The 16471-nt window shown below is 41.4% G+C and carries 16 protein-coding genes and 1 tRNA gene; 11 read left to right on the top strand and 6 right to left on the bottom strand.

The genetic code is table 11. The annotated features are described in order from the left end of the window. Nucleotides 1-4 precede the first annotated feature (4 nt). From ISU00_RS06530 to ISU00_RS06480, 11 genes are all read left to right on the top strand, one after another. Nucleotides 5-1060 (top strand): hypothetical protein, encoded by a 1056-nt coding sequence (locus ISU00_RS06530; RefSeq protein WP_228853246.1) that lies wholly within the window; start codon nt 5-7, stop codon nt 1058-1060. Nucleotides 1061-1112: 52 nt separating this feature from the next. Then, nucleotides 1113-1715, top strand: a complete 603-nt coding sequence (locus ISU00_RS06525; protein WP_228853245.1) for a hypothetical protein — start codon at nt 1113-1115, stop codon at nt 1713-1715. A gap of 7 nt (nt 1716-1722) precedes the next feature. Beyond that, entirely contained in the window at nt 1723-2259 is a 537-nt protein-coding gene (locus ISU00_RS06520) for a hypothetical protein (RefSeq protein WP_228853244.1), read from the top strand. An 8-nt stretch (nt 2260-2267) separates the two neighbouring features. Continuing rightward, complete coding sequence (locus ISU00_RS06515; protein ID WP_228853243.1) at nt 2268-3413, top strand: hypothetical protein; 1146 nt, start codon at nt 2268-2270, stop codon at nt 3411-3413. Next, a complete protein-coding gene (locus ISU00_RS06510) occupies nt 3394-3918 on the top strand; it encodes a DUF6712 family protein (protein ID WP_228853242.1) in 525 nt (174 codons plus the stop codon). Before ISU00_RS06515 ends, ISU00_RS06510 begins: the two co-directional genes overlap by 20 nt. Further along, complete coding sequence (locus ISU00_RS06505; RefSeq protein WP_228853241.1) at nt 3915-6656, top strand: LamG domain-containing protein; 2742 nt, start codon at nt 3915-3917, stop codon at nt 6654-6656. Before ISU00_RS06510 ends, ISU00_RS06505 begins: the two co-directional genes overlap by 4 nt. Further along, complete coding sequence (locus tag ISU00_RS06500; protein WP_228853240.1) at nt 6640-8004, top strand: hypothetical protein; 1365 nt, start codon at nt 6640-6642, stop codon at nt 8002-8004. The genes ISU00_RS06505 and ISU00_RS06500 overlap by 17 nt, the downstream gene beginning before the upstream one ends. Nucleotides 8005-8076: 72 nt before the next feature. Continuing rightward, nucleotides 8077-8364: a hypothetical protein gene (locus tag ISU00_RS06495; RefSeq protein ID WP_228853239.1), complete on the top strand. Its 288-nt coding sequence runs from the start codon at nt 8077-8079 to the stop codon at nt 8362-8364. 26 nt (nt 8365-8390) lie between these two features. Beyond that, nucleotides 8391-8903, top strand: coding sequence for a phage holin family protein (locus ISU00_RS06490; RefSeq protein ID WP_228853238.1), 513 nt, complete (start codon nt 8391-8393; stop codon nt 8901-8903). Further along, complete coding sequence (locus ISU00_RS06485) at nt 8900-9475, top strand: N-acetylmuramoyl-L-alanine amidase (RefSeq protein ID WP_228853237.1); 576 nt, start codon at nt 8900-8902, stop codon at nt 9473-9475. The genes ISU00_RS06490 and ISU00_RS06485 overlap by 4 nt, the downstream gene beginning before the upstream one ends. Next, complete coding sequence (locus ISU00_RS06480; protein WP_228853236.1) at nt 9472-9993, top strand: hypothetical protein; 522 nt, start codon at nt 9472-9474, stop codon at nt 9991-9993. Before ISU00_RS06485 ends, ISU00_RS06480 begins: the two co-directional genes overlap by 4 nt. Nucleotides 9994-10310: 317 nt before the next feature. Here the strand turns inward: ISU00_RS06480 and ISU00_RS06475 are convergent, their stop codons facing one another. The 6 genes from ISU00_RS06475 to ISU00_RS06450 all read right to left on the bottom strand — a co-directional run bounded on the left by ISU00_RS06475 (nt 10311) and on the right by ISU00_RS06450 (nt 16392). Continuing rightward, a complete protein-coding gene (locus tag ISU00_RS06475) occupies nt 10311-11348 on the bottom strand; it encodes an acyltransferase family protein (protein ID WP_228853235.1) in 1038 nt (345 codons plus the stop codon). Between the two features lie 3 nt (nt 11349-11351). Beyond that, on the bottom strand, nt 11352-11516 hold the full coding sequence (locus tag ISU00_RS06470) for a hypothetical protein (RefSeq protein WP_228853234.1): 165 nt from the start codon (nt 11514-11516) through the stop codon (nt 11352-11354). Nucleotides 11517-11576: 60 nt separating this feature from the next. Next, nucleotides 11577-12785 carry a tyrosine-type recombinase/integrase gene (locus tag ISU00_RS06465; protein WP_228853233.1) on the bottom strand — a complete coding sequence of 403 codons (1209 nt, stop codon included), beginning with the start codon at nt 12783-12785 and terminating at the stop codon, nt 11577-11579. A 96-nt stretch (nt 12786-12881) separates the two neighbouring features. Then, a tRNA-Asn gene (locus tag ISU00_RS06460) sits at nt 12882-12955 on the bottom strand. A gap of 71 nt (nt 12956-13026) precedes the next feature. After that, nucleotides 13027-14373, bottom strand: coding sequence for an RIP metalloprotease RseP (gene rseP, locus ISU00_RS06455; protein ID WP_228853232.1), 1347 nt, complete (start codon nt 14371-14373; stop codon nt 13027-13029). 78 nt (nt 14374-14451) lie between these two features. Beyond that, the gene (locus tag ISU00_RS06450) at nt 14452-16392 is read right to left on the bottom strand and encodes a M1 family aminopeptidase (RefSeq protein ID WP_228853231.1); all 1941 of its coding nucleotides are present in this window, start codon (nt 16390-16392) and stop codon (nt 14452-14454) included. Between the last annotated feature and the right edge of the window lie 79 nt (nt 16393-16471).

Genomic DNA, 16471 nt, shown 5'->3' with positions numbered 1-16471 from the left:
AACCATGGAATTAAAAACTGCATTTCAGCTGTTAGCTACGGATGAGAGATTCATCCAAGACACTAGAGAAATCATTGTCAACAAACTGTTCCATCAGGAGACAAATGAATTCTTCAACATCGTTCCTGGTATTAAAGGTGGCCAGCAAGTTGCTGCCATGAAAGGGTTTGAATATGTTACCACTAAATCCGCAGGTTGTGGAGGTGCTGGTATTTCTCCCGATTTCCCAGCCTTTAGCCAGTTCTGGAACCCACAACTTCAGGAGGTGAAGTTAAACTATTGCTATGATGACTTTATGGGTCAGTTCACTCAGTGGGCATTGGCCAATGGGCATGACATCAAAAACTTAGGTGAAACTGAGTTGGCTATGTTCATCCAAGATCTAGTTGTTGAGGCAATGAAGTTGGACCTGTTGCGTATCGTATTGCTCGGTGATGAGGATATGGATGCTCAGGATATCTTAACGGATGAGGCTACTTATCTTAAGTACTACACCACCATTTCAAAAGGTTTGATCCCAACGCTTCAGTATTTGGCAACCTTGCCAGAATTTGCTGATCAGTTCATTGACCTGCCTCAGAATGATGCTGTCACTCAAGCTGCTCAGTACACATTCGCTGCAGAAGATGGATTGAACATCTACGAAGAGGTTTTGGATCAATACGATTTCGATGGTGACATCTTATTGTCATCTAACCGTCTGTTCAAGAACTACCAGAAATGGGTGAAGCGTGCCAATGGTTATGGCCTTCAATCGAATGTTGACTTGACCATGAAAGGTACTGGCGACTTGATGATCGATGGCCAGATGCTTAAGCCTATAGTGAACTATGACCGTTGGAAAGCTAAGGATTTCTTAGTTGGAGGCGCGGTTCATTTGCCACACTTCGCATTGCACACCCGTAAGGAATTCTTACAGGTAGGTGTGGATAGCGAGGCTGCTTTGACGGACTTGAGATTCGAGTACATCGGCGGAGCTGATGAGACTTTCTGGATCAAAGGCAACTACATGCTTGACTTCAAGCACGTGAACCCTTATGCCTTAAAAGCGGCTCTTTAATCAATTGTAGAATCATAGGGGAGCTTCGGCTCCCTTTTCAAAAAATAAGATCATGCCAACATGTGATGATAAATTAGCCGGGTTATTTGCCCGGAATTGTAACCACAAGCCTAAGCAGGGAGTTTCCAAAAAATGGTACTTCAACTGGGACGATGTGGATCGTGAGGCTACAACCATGGTGAACAAAAACACTAAGGTGACTGCATTGGTTCTTAAAGCTGGAGCATTCATTTATCCAGCTGAAGGTAATGACAAATCGAGCCGTGCAAGACATGGTTTGGTTGTCGGTGACTATGGTAATGGCTACACCCATACCGATGAATTCTCAGTGCTGTATCGTGGAGACGATGAGTCTACAAGAATTCAGGAATTAGTTGGTGGCGCTAGAGTTGGTACCATCGTGAAAACCATCGACACTGGTGAAGCCGGAGAGCTTTCTTACCACATCCTTGGCCTTGAATCTGGAATGGTGATCATTAACGATGACTGGAACACCAACGAGAATGGTGGTGTGAGTAATGTTATTGTTGCCACTAAAGAGAATGAGGAAGAGGGAACCGGCAAGAAGATTTTCTTAATGCCTGCTAGTGTTGAGCCAACTGATTTGGCTGAGACTGAAGCTTGGATTACAGCTAACGAATATGTTGCTCCCTAATTAAGGAATGAGTGACGTAGAGTTCATAAAGAAAACCAGTTCAGATGTACTGGTAAAGAATCATCTCAAACTGGTTTTCGATACTTATTATAATCTTTTCGGTGAAGTATGTACCAGCTGTACGAGCAAGATCGGAGGCTATATCAACCGAATCAAAAACTATAATCAAACTGCCATGGCAAAAACAAAGAAATCCGAATTCGTTTTAAAAGCCGGTTCACAGATCGTCGTAAGAGGAAGAGCCGAGAGTTATTCCAATGCAAATCTGACCGATGAAATTGCATTGAAATATATCAAGGCCAATCCAAACCGCAAGGTGTTATTTGCGAAGCTGCCTAAAAACATTGATGAGCTATTGGCCCCAGATGACCTTTCTGAATTAACTGTGAAAGAGTTGAAGGCCAAATATCCTGATGCTTCTGGAAAAACCAAAGCCGAATTAATAGAGAATATCAAGGAAACCATTTCTGCCAAGCAGGCTTCAGCTGATGCTGAGGAAACTGATGAGAATGGATCCGGTAAAGCTTCTGATGAAGAAGAATAACATCCTCTATGAAATCCAGTATCCCCAATGCTTATAAGCAGGAGCGGAAAAAGATATTTAACAAAAGGTTTGGGGTTATCTTCAATGGCGAGGATAACCTCAAACCGTTAATAACGGAAAATGTCATAGACCTCTCCCCTACAGCCTCCCAATGTGCTTGGACCTACGAGACATTCTTGAGTGGTGGAGGTTTTGAATTGGATTTAGCTAAGGTAAATCTCAGTGAAGATTTCTGGAAGGACTTTTCTCCAGAGGACCTTCTCAATGAAGTGTCCGGTAGTGTATCAAGGCACCAAGGAGCATTTATCCGTGTCGGCTATAATGCCAATTTCGAAAAAGATTCTTATAAAATCATTCCATTTGAACTGTGCCGGGTAGGCAAGGAAGACAGTGATGGTTACAGTGGCCGTATCGTTGTCAGTCCTAATGGCTGGGGACGTGACCTAAAGGCTCAGGATGTCGATGTCTATGACACTTACAATCCAAGACCTGAAGTCATACAGGCACAAGTAGAGCGTGATGGTGGCTGGCATAACTACAAGGGCCAGATCATGTTCTTCAAGATGCAGGACATGTACGTTTACCCGCTTCCTTTGATAGATAAGGCTTTCAATTTCGCTGAAGTCGAGTATCACATGGGCTTGTACTATAAAAGTACCGTTCAGCGGTGTTTTGAGGATATCACATTCATTAGACACAGGAAATTTCCAAGTGATACTGAAGAGAGAAATTTCAAGAATAATATTAAGGAGTTATCTGGAGTAGAAAATGCCAGTTCTAAACTGATCCTTGAAGACGAATGGGACGATGAGCGCGAAAAGTCAGGCAATTTCAAGTTTGACACCATCAAAAATGAAGTGAAGGCTGAGAAATATCAACACTTTGAAGAAAGTTCCAGCAATTTCATTCGAAAGGCCTTTAAGAATATTCCTCCACAGCTGATCGACTACGTTGCCGGCAAGTTAGGAAACACGTCAGGAGAAGATCTTGTAAAGGCTCAATCCGTTTACAATGCATTGACCGCCAAAGACCGCCAAAAGCTAGAGAGATTGTTCTCTGAGCTGTTCTGGAACTATAAGGAAAATATCAATCCAACCAACAATTGGACCATAAAACAATATTCACTGTTAGACGATGGAACTGTTAATCAATAAAGCAAAGGTTTCAGAGATACTTCAGGTGGCCATTGGCTATAATGAGAAGGAATTCGAGGTATTCATTCGTGAGGCTCAGGATTTTGACCTTAAGCCACTTTTATGCGAGGATTTCTACTATGAATTGGTAGAAAATAGAGCTGATTCATCTGATTGGCAGAAGGCTATTGAAGGTGGTCCATATACTTACGAGAGCAAAAATTATTTCTTCAGAGGTATCGGTGATGTATTGGCATATTTCACCTATGCAAGGTTCATATTGAAGTGCAACTACGTAAGTACAAGCCACGGATTCTCAATTAAGAAGACGCCTCACAGTGAACCTATGACGCTCCAGGAAAAGCGCAACATGTACTATAAATATCAAGAGGATGCCAATACCATCTTTGCCGATTTCAAGCGATACGTGGAGCGCAATACTGACCTGTATGACAGCTGGGATAGCTGCAATGAATGTAACTCACCAACCAAAACCACAGGGTTTAAAACATCAGTCATAAAATGATAGTCATTAACAATGTAGCACCGGATATCTTTTCAGTAAATGGAAGTTATTTTCATAAGAATTTCATGTCTGATATCTATGACACGAAGCTTAGGATTTTCAATGCCTACGATACTGAGCACCAAATTGTGCCCTGGACAAGGTATGACCAGTTTACGGTTGATGGAGTAAGCTTTGGAAATGCATCAGATCTTCAGAAAGCATTGGTGCCGATTCTATTTGTCAAAGGAACAGGAACCGGTGATGGAGGAGGAACTGGATCAAGTGAAAAGAATGGAGTTTTGGCTGGTTACATTGAGCATATTTCTGGCTATCAATATCGATTTGTCGCAACGAAATACCAGATTAATGGAGTGGTCTATACTACACCGATTGAGGCGGTGATCACTTTGGATCCGGCTGATGCAACCCACAATCGGATTGACCTAATTATTATTGAATTGGTTGGTGGAGTTCCACAGATTTCAGTAATAAATGGTGTGGCTGCAACACCAGCCGCTAAACCAGTATTGGATGATGTGGAGACTCAGATTGAATTCACATTTATTACTGTCGCCGCCAATACAACTGAACCGAGTGATGTAAATACCACTTTGGTGTTCAATGAGTTTGCACAGGAGGTTGGTGGGGAACTGGATTGTACAACTGCATCGAGTGCGATATTTCCATTGGATGAAACTGATCCGTTCGATTCGGTGAAGGATATCTGGTTCAACAATACACCGAATGGTGATAACATCACATTCACGTCATCCACACCGATAACTCCAGCAGGGAAAAACTTGATTATTAAGTTCAAGCAACGGGTTCTACAGAATTACAAATTTGAAATTGGTTTAGGAAGCCCTGACCAAGTTAGTTCGATTGTAATAGAAGGAACAGATTATGGGTTGGATCCAAACAATGTAACGGACTACCAATCTTTAATCATACCATTGACTGATATCTCTACTCAGTCATTTACCAGAATAACCATAACCAATAGAAGAAATGGTGGTGATTACTTCATGGATTATATCAGGATCCAGGAGATACCATCTATCAACCTCGAGGGATATTTGACTAGGGGTGGATATACTGGTACTGCTCAGGATCTGAAGGATGAGATTGATGCATTGGCAGGAAGTGGATCATCCAAATTCCTAGGAACTTATACTTCTCTAGCCAACCTTCAGGCAGCACATCCAACAGCAAGTGATGGTAATTATGCTGATGTTGATGCAGGTGTAGGAACAGACGTTCAGAGATATGTCTGGGATAATTCAGACAGCCAGTGGGTAGCAGGTGGCACTGGTGGAGGTCTTGGAGATCAAGTTCTTCCACAAACAGAAATAACGGCTAATACAACCATTTCAGGAACTCGAAAAGGTTTAAGCAAGGTATATCCTGTTAATGCAGAAACTGATGTTGAAATCACTGTCGACAAAGGCACGTATGTTCCTGGTGATGTAGTAAATTTTAAAAGACGTGGGTCTGGAGGCGTTTCATGGCACAGGGGTGTTAACGTAAGGCTGGAAGGTAAAAGAGGTGTAGATAATATACATAGACTGGCTAATAAAGGAAATCTAGCATCTGTTTTATTTGATAGACTAGATGGGAGTGTCTTAGTCGGCGCTGTTTTGGGTGATATTCAAGGGGGTTATTTAGGCGCGCCTTCAGTTGTTTCGGCGGACTTGTTGATTGAAGGCGATGTCGCGAAAGACTTAACGATCATCGGTTCGGGCTTTTCCGAAAACATGGTGATCACCATGTCAGGCGGCGCAACCTTTAATTCATGGACATTTGTAAGCGACACCCAAATCACAATAAACGCAACCGCGACGGGGGTTGAATATGACCCTTACACAATAAAGATCGACAACGGCGATGTCTTGGAAAGGGTTGAAGCGATTGCGGGTGATTACTTGTTCGAAAGTCATTCGTTTGAATATGGTTGGGGCTTGATTAAAATGAAAAGCTCACAAGTTAACGCGGTAGAAATAAGACGGTCAAGCGACAACGCGACAACCAACGTCCAATTCGATTCGAACGGAAAGGTTTCTTTGTCAAGCCCCGTTGAAGCGGGCGGCGATTTGACGACATGGGCGGGAAGTGACAACGTCTTCATCGTTAAATTATACAACCAAGGAAACGGCGGGTCTTCTTTTGATATTGAACAAGCAACCGCCGCAAATCAACCTAAATTGTTGAACGCGGGCGCGTTGATCGTCAACGACGGAAGAACGATGTTTGAATTCGACGGTTCGAACGACTATCTTCAATCAAGCGGTTCCGATACTTGGCGAAATAACGACATTTCGGTTTTTGCGGACGTTCGCGCAAAATCGGCGCACAACGGAAACATCATAGGACACTTCTTGCAAAGCGGCGGGGGTACAACCCCGCAAAGGATGCTTCAATTTAGATATGATTCAACCAATACAATTCGGGCGGTCGTCGCAGACGAAACGGGCGGAAGCAACACCCAAGTCGACGGACCCGCGACCGTTATAAACACGAATTACAAAACAACTCTTTTTGACAATGGAAATTCAACCGTTTACGTGAACGGGGTCGCGGGCACATCGGGAACTTCACCCGCCAACAGACCAAGCGAATCAAAGCCTTTTCAAGTTGGCGGTTTGTTTGAAATTGGAAGTACTTATTTAGACGGGTTCATGTCTTACGTGGTTTTCTTTAAATCGGATAAGGAAGCGGAAATTTCAGATGTTCAATCGTTAATTGATTCTTATTTATAAAATGTTAATACAAAGCATCATTCAACAAGGAAGTGAAGGGGTTTCGGAACCCGTGTTTTTTTATTACGACACAAGCGGCGAAGCGGCGGGGCACAAACCCCTTGACCCGTTCTTCACTTATCAAGCAAAAATCTTTGAAGGACATTATTATTTCACAATGATGACCGACGGCGGAAACCCTTTGAATCGCTTGACGCGCCTTTACAAGATGCAAGTTTCAGACCTTTCGATTGTTGATTCTTATGACATACCGCTTGAAGATGACACGGGTCAAAACCGTCAAGACACACACCCAAAAAGTCAAATTTGGATTCAAGGCGGAATCCTTCACTTGACGCGCGAAGTTGGGCAATCTTCTTCATCTGGATATTCAGACGGACACAACACCGATCTTCTTTACTATCGATTAGACTTAACGCAACCACTAAGTTCAATCACGCTAACAAAAAGAATCGTCGGGTTTCATTCCTATCCGCATCTAAAAGCAACCGACACCCGCGTCGTGATAAATGCAAGGGGGTTGCCTTCAAGCTCGTCTTATCGAAATAGGACATTTTATATCAGTTTGGACGACGGCGACAATTTCACCGAACAAAGGGTCATTGATACCTTGGACGCCGACAAAAGGGCTTACACCCAAGACATCTATTCGGACACGGACGAATTGTTCGTTGCCTTGAATATCCGTGACGATGGAACATCGGCAAAAACGGGAATCCATGTTTTGAGAAGCGAAGACGGTGTTGTTTGGAAAAACTTTCAAAAATCTTTTTCAAAAGATGTTTCGGGTCTTGTGCCCGTTAACAAAACGGAACTTGACAATTTTTGCTTGGTTGTTGAGCAAGCCGACGCCGAACAAGATGTCTTTTTTGAAGGGGCTTGCGTCAAGAACGGGGTGATTCGGTTGCTTGTCAGTTTATCGGACATTGACACAGGGAACATCGACGACGGGAACCCTTATGTCACGCCGCAAGAATTGAGGCTTTACACCATGTCGGGCGGGTCTTGGATTTATAAGGATTTAAGCGGGATTCTTCCTGCATTTTATCATTGGTCAGGTCAAGAAAGATTTGTGCAATTGGGTTGGGACAAATATTTCGATTACGTTTTTGTTATTGATAAAACAGACCCAGACGAACCAATATTCGAATATAAAAGTTCGGACTTATTCAACACTTATACAACGCGAAAACTGGGAAATCTAAGCGATGTCGGAAGCAATCACCATATCGGGCAAATAGTTTGCAACGCTCAAAACCCAGATGAACGACTTGTGATTTGCTTTGATTTATTAGGGTTAGTCACCGACCCAAATGCGACTTCAAACTTGACTTTCATAAAACCTTAAAGACTATAACTCACAGAAATAAAAGGAATCGTTGACCTAAAAAACTAATTATGATTTGAACATTAAAACAAAATGAGCCCCAAAACCAAATACACCGAAACCTATAAAGCCCAATTGTGCCGTCGTTTCCACGATGAGCATATTGGTGTCAAGAATTACCTGAAGCGCGATCGTCCAGGGAAATTTGAGATCAACCAATTCCTCAAGAAAAACCTCACCCCATACTATTCAGACTTTCAAGATCTATTGGCCATGTACATCTTTGAGTTCTGGTCCTTGGCATATTGCATTAAACCTCCATCAGAAGAGAGAATAATGTCTTTCGTAATAAACTTCAATGAAAACCGCACAAAAAAATGAAAGCCCCTTTTTTAAACAACCTGCTTATGTTCTTCATTAACAATCTAGTGCTTGCCTTCACTGGAAGCCTAAGCGCCAAGCTAAAATCCCTATTGATAATATCGGCTCCGGCCGGATTGATTGCTTGGCTATTCGAAAAAGTTACGAGCTGGACGATCGCCAATGGCGATTACATCGTTTTGGTATTGGTGGCCATTGTAATTGACCACATTCTTGGATCAATCTTTCATCTCCAAATCAAAGATTTCGAGGTCAAGAAAAATCTGAAAGGCCTTGTAATCAAAATCAGCCTATGTATTGCAATGGGATTCCTATTTGAAGGGATTAACCATTTGATTGCAGAAGTCAGCATAGTCAAAAGTTATTTATTGATAGTGATGCGATTGGCCGTATTTCTTTACCCAGCTTTTTCAGCCATAAAGAATGCATACATCTTGAGTGGAAAGAAATTCCCTCCACCTGCATTAATGGAGCGGATTACCAAGTTCAACAATACTTTAGATCTGGATGATCTCAAGGGTAAAACTCCACAGTCATGATACCGATAATCGATACTGGCCATGGTTATGAAACGCCGGGAAAAGAATCCACAGGATTCAACTGGCCAAACGGAAAAGTGAAGCTTAAGGAGAATTCAGTCAATGAAGCTGTTGGCAATAAATTGTCCTACTTGTTTTGGGCAAATGGCAAGGAGGCCTATTTCATCACAAATGAATGGTATGACGTGCCATTGGAGGAGCGCTGCAGGCGTGAGCGTGAGATCGCTGCAGACATATTTGTACGTGGAAAAAAATCAGTTTTTATAAGTATCCATGCGGATGCCTTCAGGGTAAAGGATCAAGCCAAAGGAGGGCGCTTTTTCTATTATTCCAATTCTGGAAAGGAGATAGCCGACAAGCTCACTGCCCATTTAAAATCGAATGGATATCCTTTGGAATTGCGCCCACCGGCAGCAGCCAATTTTCATGTTCTGAGGGAAACCTATAGCCCTGCAGTGTTATTCGAAATGGGATTCATGACCACATCTAGTGATCTGGAGAAGCTACTGGACGATAAGTTCAGAAACCAAACTGCTCTTTGCTTGTTTAATGCCTTAAACTCACTGTCATGAAGAAATTATTGATCATCCTAATAGGTTTAGCCGTCCTGAGTGGTTGCAGAACCAAGCAGAAATATACCGAGCGGGGACGCTATAAGGAAACGATTGACACTGAGCTGAAATCGGAAACAGTCAAAACTTCAAAAAAGACTGCTGAGATTAAAAAAGTGGAAACCTCGGAAGTTTTGGAGCTGACTAAAAATAGCATTTTGAAACTGACTCAAGCGGATCCAGACAAATCTATAACGGTGACAGATCACACTGGTAAGAGCATTACCATCCATGGGGCCAATGCTGAGATTCATAATTCTGAGACCAATAAAAAGGAGACCGATTCAACCGGTACGAAAGAAAACCTTTTTGAGGAAATTGGAGAAAACACCAATCTAGAACATAACCAAACTTCAGAAGTGGATGAAAGCTTCAGAAATTCAAATGCCAAAGTTAAAGCCCCGCCAACAATACTAATGATAGGCATTGGATTCGCATTTTGCATAGGTGCCCTCTTCTTAGCCAACAAATACCTATAAGCATGAAATCCTTCATCTACCTTTTAACTTTAATTCTGATTCTGAACACTGGACTGGTTAGTTGTAACTCCACCAAGAACTACACTCAGCTGGAGCTTCGTCAAAAAGCCAACAATGATGTGCTTCGAGAAATTATCAAGGCTCAGAAAGCCACAAACGATTCACTTAAAAGTGAAATTAGAAAGTCAAGGAGGGAAATGCGTGCGACCAAGAGAAAAGATAATCCTGACTTCTGGAGAGATTATTGGAAACAATCAATATTCCTTTTTCTAACAGGATTCGTGACACATCTGACATTCCAACAATAGGGAATAATTCTATTTATTCCGCGTAAAGGTGGTTAATTTTAATTGTTTTGTTTTAGAGGCTGGGTACTCAATAAACCGATAAGTCACGATACATACTCCCACCAAAATAAAGGGATAAATTATTAGTTTTATTGTAAGCGACAAGTCTAATAGATTTATTGCTTGAATTATTATTGGGTGCAACAGATATGCGCTGAAACTTATAGCCCCCATGAACCGCAAAGATTTCACCTCAAATAGTTTCTTCAATAGTCCATATTTGGCACTTATAAATATACCCCCAAGAAGTACAGGTGAAAAATATAGGTATGTTACCCACATCATTCTTGGCCTAAGCCCCACATATTTAAAAATTAAAGGGTGTATCAATATCAACCCAATAATAGAAAGCACTTCGAACACCTTGTAATATTTTTTGTACTCAAATGAATTGAACTTATCGATATAGGCCAAAAACGTACCTAAAAAGAAGGCGGGAAGGGATTGAAAAAAGTCTGAGGTACCAATCAACTTACGCCAAAACAGAAAGAGTGATACTAAAGATATAAATGTCATTATTGCAACCATAAGAGGCAAGTTCCATTTCGTAAACCTGTAGAACGCCCATACAATCAACGGTGAAAAAATATAGTACTTAAACTCAACAGGTATTGACCAGAATACTCCCTTACCTTCTAATAGAAATAGATGCTTTACAAAATCCCCTGGGCCATCAAGCCAAACACCAGAAATGAGATAAATAATGAGCACAACGGTATAAAGCGGGAATATCCTCAAGAACCTTCTTTTGGCGTAATATCTCCAATAATCGGTAGAACTTTTTTTTGATAGGAATACTTCGATTATCTGCCTGTCGAGAAGGTAAGCGGATAGGACGAAGAACAAATACACCCCCGCCCTGCCATAGAACCTGAGGACATGGAAAATTTCATTGTCATGGAAGTGATGCAGGTGAGCCACCAAAACCAATAAGATTGCAAGACCTCTAAGACCATCAAGAGATTTTATGTGGCTTGGTTTGTGGTCGTGGGGGAAGAAGAGGTTCATCAATCAAATATAATATTCCCACCCAATAATCCTGTCATCTGCCCTTAAATTAGTATAGACTGGTGTAAATCCATGCTGGTTAAAATTTGCAATGTGTTCCTCTTTGCCACCATGTGAACGTTTAATAGTGATCATATAGCGGCCAAACTTCCTAGGCAAATTTTCCATTGGATTCATATTTCAAAAATAAAACTTGGGGCCGTAGCCTATTGCCAAGCATAATAGTATCTAAACCACCTTCAATTTAACTTCCATATTTTTCAATACTTCACGATCACGTCTTTTCTGGTTTGTTCTATAAATTGCGGTGGTTTTGGAGGTTGTGTGATCTGCCATTTTTTGGGCGTCCTCTTCAGAGATGCTGTCAAGGAATGAGTGTTTCATAGAATAGAAGTCAGCTGTCACCTTAATCACTTTGTCATTATCATCTTTGATTTTATCGGATTGTTTGACGAGTCGGTACCAGCGCTTGGTGATCTGGTTGGATTTGATAGGATTGAGGCCTGGTGACAATCCTTTGGAAAAAATATAATCATCTGGCTTGGCTCCTTTCAATGCTTCCTTCCAGAATGGGAGAGCAGCTTTCAGAATCACCTTTGTCACTTCACGATAGTATTTCCCTTTTTTCACCAAAACTTTATATTCCTGGTTCTTGATATCTACATCCTTGGCTTGGAGACGCATCAGCTCCGCTGATCTGGCTGCCGAATGGAAGAAGATCACGGCATAACGATAGAAAGACTCATAATTGTTTTTTAAATACTTCACAACGGTTCTATGTTGCTCCGGACTCATAACTTCCCGTTCCTTCACGGTAACTTTCTTTCTGGAGATATCCCTGGCCAGATTGATCTCACAGCATTCGTATTCAATCAAAATTTTAAAAAGGCTGGAGATATAGGCTAGATACTTATTGTGGATGCTTGGGGATAATTCAGCGTGGTCAAAGATCCTTTTAAGTTCGCTTCGCTTCAGATTGGATATGGTAACGAATCCAATTTTCATCTTATCGATGGATTTTTCCAACCGGTCAAGGCACCATTCAATCTGTTTACGATGCTCATCGGTACAGCTGATCCGTTCGGTTGCCAACCTAAAAGCTTTGAGGAATTTGAGATCTGGATGCAGATCCTTGTCTTCTCTGATAATGACTTCAACAAACTTTCCTAGCAATGGGTTGAAGCCATTATGGTTATTGTTGATCTCGTCCTCGATCAGTGATTTGGTCACCATACGCCTTTCATTGAGTGTATGGAACTCATTCATTCCCTTGACTACAACAAGTTTTCTTTTCCTTGGATGTGATGGATCATAGAAGTAGTATTGGATCCTCCAGTAAGTGTCTAATAGTGATATACCACCTGATTTCCAGTCCCCCGGGTTGACTGAGGGAGTGCTCATTGAGCAGCCGTTCGGCAAGGTTATTCGCTTGGCCATTTTATTAACGATTTTATTAACGTTTGATAAAATGACAGGGTGAGAAGGGTTTTTAAAAATAGCCGGAAGCCTTTTGTGGTGCGGCTTCCGGCCTTGCTCCCCCTGCTGGGCTCGAACCAGCGACCCTTTGATTAACAGTCAAATGCTCTAACCAACTGAGCTAAGGAGGAGTGTTTTCGCTTTTGCGAGCGCAAATATAGGGTAAATTTTATTTTATACAAATATAAAACATTCAAAAAATTTAGTCTGAAAAGGCCCTAAAAATATCATTGCCATTGGCAAACAGCACCAAAGCGATTAAAATAATGAATCCTACTATCTGTGCCTTTTCCAAAAACTTTTCGCTAGGCTTCTGCCCAGAGACCATTTCATATAGTAAAAACATCACATGTCCACCATCTAATGCCGGTATCGGCAACAGGTTTAATACCCCTAACATAATGGATAAAAAGGCTGTGATACTCCAGAAAACTTCCCAACTCCAAAAGGCAGGAAAAATATCATAAATCGCCTTAAAACCACCTACACCCTTATAGGCCCCTGTACTAGGTGTAAAAATTGCTTTTACCTGCTTAAAATAAGACAGTAGCTTGTCCTTTGCCTTGGTTAAGCCAACAGGGATTGATTCAAACAGATTATACTTTTTGGTTACATAAGTATAATAACCCAATTCTTCCAAGGTTTTCGGCGTTGCCCCAGTAGCATAGGCCAACCCTAATTTGGCGTCAGAATTTACCTCTAAAGGAATGGTGATATTTTGCTTATCCCTTAATACAGTTGCATCTACTTCTTGACCCTTATATTTTTCAAGCGCAGGCACCACCTGATCTGTATATTTGGTTGGAGTGTCATTTAATGCGACAATGACATCCCCTTCTTTTAAACCACTTTGTTTGTTATGGGACGAATCCGGTATTTGAGCCACGATAAATGGCATACGCAAATCGATAAAGAAAGGTTCTTTAGAGTCGATCATCTGTGCCAAAAAGTCTTCAGGTAGATGTACGTCTTTGGTTTGACCGTCACGTTCTACCGTAATGGTGTTACCGAACAACACATTTTCTGGTAGTTGCGAAAAGTATTCAATCTTTTTACCATCCACGGCCACAATCTTATCCCCTGTTTCAAGACCGGCTTCCTTGGCGACATTGTTTTCGATAAGTATCCCATCTTGGATGTTATCGATTGGCAACATAAGGTCACCGTAGTAATAGCTCATCCCGATATAGATAACAATAGCCAAGATAAAGTTGACGGTTACCCCACCTAACATTATAATCAAACGCTGCCAAGCTGGCTTAGAACGAAATTCCCAAGGCTGTGGTGGCTGTGCCATTTGTTCCTTGTCCATACTTTCGTCTATCATCCCGGAGATCTTTACATAACCTCCTAAGGGCAACCAACCAATACCATAAACGGTTTCGCCAATCTTTTTCTTAAATAGGGAATATTTGACATCGAAAAACAGGTAGAATTTTTCCACCCTGGTTTTAAACCATTTTGCGGGCAAAAAATGTCCTAGTTCATGCAGTATAATGAGTAAGGATAAACTAAGTAGAAATTGGGAAATTTTAATTACAAACTCCATCGATCATTTATATAATACGTCTAGCGGCACAAAAGTAATCTTTTAACCCAATTATGAAAACTTATGTTGAATATGCATTTAGTTTTTTAACAGGCTTTTAGTAATTGTAGCCCGTTCCGATTTCAGCTCTATAAAGAACAGTCCATCAGCAAGATGGGAAACGTCTATCTCTTTAGCATAAGGCATTTTTAGAACTTCTTGCCCCAAAGGTGATAGCAACCTAATTTCATCGATAATAAATTGGTCGGGTTTTGAAATATGAAACTTGCCCGTCGTTGGGTTGGGATATATACTGATAGAAAGCTGTTCCGTAATATGGTCCTCCATACCTAAAGTAACACTATTGTTACGGGAAATTAAATCGAATTCTGGGTCGAATAGTACGGAACTCACATCAAAATTAACCGTCTCATTAAAAATCTGTCCATTGGAAGTATGATCCAATACCACATCCATCACCTCCCCTCCACTGCCAACCAAACGGATTGGTACAGGAGCTTCAAAAAACGAAACCGATACATGGCTTTGGGTTTGGTTCAGTGTTATTTCTACCGTGTTGGCGTTGGGTTGTTTCCAAAGAACCTCATAGGTAGGATGGCCTTGGTTATACACCCAATCATCAAAAAACTCTGTAAGATCTTCATTTGAAGCGCTTTCCAAAACCGCTTTTAAATCAGCTGTTTTTGCATAGTCAAAGGCATAGTCGGGATGGTTTAAAAAGTCATTCAACCCTTGATAGAAAGTAGGGTCGCCGAGTTTTTTCCGAAGCATGTGCAACACCATTGCTCCTTTGTAATAACTCAGTCGTCCATTAAAAATCCGTCCAACATTTAGGGTGTCCTGGGGCTGCAAATACACTGAACCACCATTTTGGGATGTAATGTTTTGCACTAGGGATTGTTTCCAACTTCTAAAGGAATTATTTCCATCTAATTCTTCCACTACCAAACCAGACAAGTAGGTTGCAAATCCTTCATTAATCCAGATATCCTGCCAACTGCCACAGGTAACCTTATTCCCAAACCATTGATGGGCCAATTCATGGGCTACCAGACCCCGTTGCATGCTGCCCATAAAGGAAATTGTGGTATGTTCCATACCGCCTCCCCAGCCAAATTGGGCATGACCATATTTTTCGGAAGCAAAGGGATATTCCCCAAAAGTTTCCGAAAAGAAATTCATGATATCCACAGTTACTGGCGAATTTGTTTGCCAATAATTTAAATATTCTGGATAGGCATAATTGACGAACTCAAACGGATTGCCATTGTTATCAATGGTCTCAGAATACTCGCTATAATTGGTAACGGCTATGGCGATTAAATAGGCCGGTATAGGGTATTTATGTTTAAATCGAGTGGTCTTAAAGTCACCAGTGGTAACTTCGCTTAGCTTTAAGCCATTAGAAACGGCCTTGTTTTCTTCATTATCACTATTGAATTTAGGTATGGTGAGGTAAACATCTATGGAATCTATTTTATCATTCAAATCTTGCTTGCAGGGCCACCAGTCTTTAGCGCCATAGGGTTCAGAAAGGGTCCATAAGACAGGATCACCATTATGGGTAGAGGCTTCAAATGAATCGAACCCTGAACTTTGGGGTGTGCCCGTATAAGTAATGCTCAGGGAATCTAAAACCCCAATTGCTTGCGTGGCTGTCAAGGTTATGACCACCTCATCATCAGAATTTTGAGTAAAGGATAAGTTGGTTTCCCTTTGAATCACGTCTGTAACGGTCATATTTTGAGTCAACTCAAACACCACCGAATTCAAATTCTCCTTAGCCACAAAATAACTTGTAACAGTACCAGAAATGGATGCGACCGCAGGATCCACATTAAATTCTAACCGATGGTATTTTAAATCGTAATTAGCAGTGTTGGCATTGGTTTGCAGCTGTTGTATACGCAAGGCCGATTTGGTTTCAGCCTCCATTAATTGCTGCACCCAAACCTCTTCGGTCTGACCGTAAACTGTGGCGCAGAACCATACAAACATTAGTGAGAAAAAAGTTCTCATAGTTGGGGTTTCCTTTTCATATGCGCATAAAGATAGTCTTTAAGTGTTAAAAGCCTTAGTTAAACTTGAATGTAGTAGT

The sequence above is a fragment of the Aegicerativicinus sediminis genome (genome assembly GCF_015476115.1).
Lineage (GTDB): Bacteria > Bacteroidota > Bacteroidia > Flavobacteriales > Flavobacteriaceae > Aegicerativicinus > Aegicerativicinus sediminis.
This window is presented reverse-complemented; position numbering and strand designations above follow the sequence as displayed.

Bases quoted from the DNA above. Each gene is read 5' to 3' on its own strand.
- ISU00_RS06505 (WP_228853241.1), top strand. From the start codon at position 3,915: ATGATAGTCATTAACAATGTAGCACCGGATATCTTTTCAGTAAATGGA.
- ISU00_RS06450 (WP_228853231.1), bottom strand. From the start codon at position 16,392: ATGAGAACTTTTTTCTCACTAATGTTTGTATGGTTCTGCGCCACAGTT.
- ISU00_RS06495 (WP_228853239.1), top strand. From the start codon at position 8,077: ATGAGCCCCAAAACCAAATACACCGAAACCTATAAAGCCCAATTGTGC.
- ISU00_RS06465 (WP_228853233.1), bottom strand. From the start codon at position 12,785: ATGGCCAAGCGAATAACCTTGCCGAACGGCTGCTCAATGAGCACTCCC.
- ISU00_RS06520 (WP_228853244.1), top strand. From the start codon at position 1,723: ATGAGTGACGTAGAGTTCATAAAGAAAACCAGTTCAGATGTACTGGTA.
- rseP (WP_228853232.1), bottom strand. From the start codon at position 14,373: ATGGAGTTTGTAATTAAAATTTCCCAATTTCTACTTAGTTTATCCTTA.
- ISU00_RS06475 (WP_228853235.1), bottom strand. From the start codon at position 11,348: ATGAACCTCTTCTTCCCCCACGACCACAAACCAAGCCACATAAAATCT.
- ISU00_RS06485 (WP_228853237.1), top strand. From the start codon at position 8,900: ATGATACCGATAATCGATACTGGCCATGGTTATGAAACGCCGGGAAAA.
- ISU00_RS06525 (WP_228853245.1), top strand. From the start codon at position 1,113: ATGCCAACATGTGATGATAAATTAGCCGGGTTATTTGCCCGGAATTGT.
- ISU00_RS06515 (WP_228853243.1), top strand. From the start codon at position 2,268: ATGAAATCCAGTATCCCCAATGCTTATAAGCAGGAGCGGAAAAAGATA.
- ISU00_RS06530 (WP_228853246.1), top strand. From the start codon at position 5: ATGGAATTAAAAACTGCATTTCAGCTGTTAGCTACGGATGAGAGATTC.
- ISU00_RS06490 (WP_228853238.1), top strand. From the start codon at position 8,391: ATGTTCTTCATTAACAATCTAGTGCTTGCCTTCACTGGAAGCCTAAGC.
- ISU00_RS06480 (WP_228853236.1), top strand. From the start codon at position 9,472: ATGAAGAAATTATTGATCATCCTAATAGGTTTAGCCGTCCTGAGTGGT.
- ISU00_RS06470 (WP_228853234.1), bottom strand. From the start codon at position 11,516: ATGGAAAATTTGCCTAGGAAGTTTGGCCGCTATATGATCACTATTAAA.
- ISU00_RS06510 (WP_228853242.1), top strand. From the start codon at position 3,394: ATGGAACTGTTAATCAATAAAGCAAAGGTTTCAGAGATACTTCAGGTG.